Annotated in this window: 1 pseudogene; it reads right to left on the bottom strand. The window is 62.0% G+C overall.

The features are described from left to right. Window positions 1-486 (bottom strand): annotated as a pseudogene (locus Q1A87_RS23730) (IS481 family transposase); the annotation flags it as partial. Window positions 487-547 lie beyond the last annotated feature (61 nt).

Below are 547 nucleotides of genomic sequence, written 5' to 3'. Positions count from 1 at the left end.
GCTTTCCTTCCGTGGTCTGAACCTCGGCGATGTCGATGTGGAAGAACCCGATCGGGTAGCGCTTGAACTTCTGCCGCTTTGGTTTGTCCCCCTCGACGTCCGGTAGGCGTGAGATGCCATGCCGCTGCAGGCACCGGTGCAGCGCCGAGCGCGTCAGGTGCGGGATCGTCGGCTGCAGAGCATAAAGGCAGTCGTCCAGCGGCAGTAGCGTGTGACGCCGGAACGCGACGATCATTGCCTCCTCTGCCTCGGTCAGAACCGTAGAGCGCGGCTCCTTTGGGCCGGTCTTCAGATCCTCGACTGTCGCCCGCTTCCGCCACTTGGCGACCGTCTTGGGATTGATCCCCAACTCGCCGCTCAGCTGCGCGAGCGAAGCTTGCCCCTCTCGGGATCATGCTGCGCATGACCCTGCCGGGCAGTGGATCGCTGTATTGCAGCTCTGACGGCGAACGTGGTCGTGGCGCTCCCGTGACGAACCTGTCCCATAGGGCTTCCTTCCATTCCTTCGAAAGGATCACACCATCAAACCGTGGGATTAAACACCTAG

Origin of the sequence: uncultured Jannaschia sp., assembly GCF_947494055.1 — a bacterium.
In the GTDB taxonomy this organism is placed as follows: domain Bacteria; phylum Pseudomonadota; class Alphaproteobacteria; order Rhodobacterales; family Rhodobacteraceae; genus Jannaschia.
Note: the sequence above shows the minus strand (reverse complement) of the source record. Positions and strands in the feature narration are given on the sequence as shown.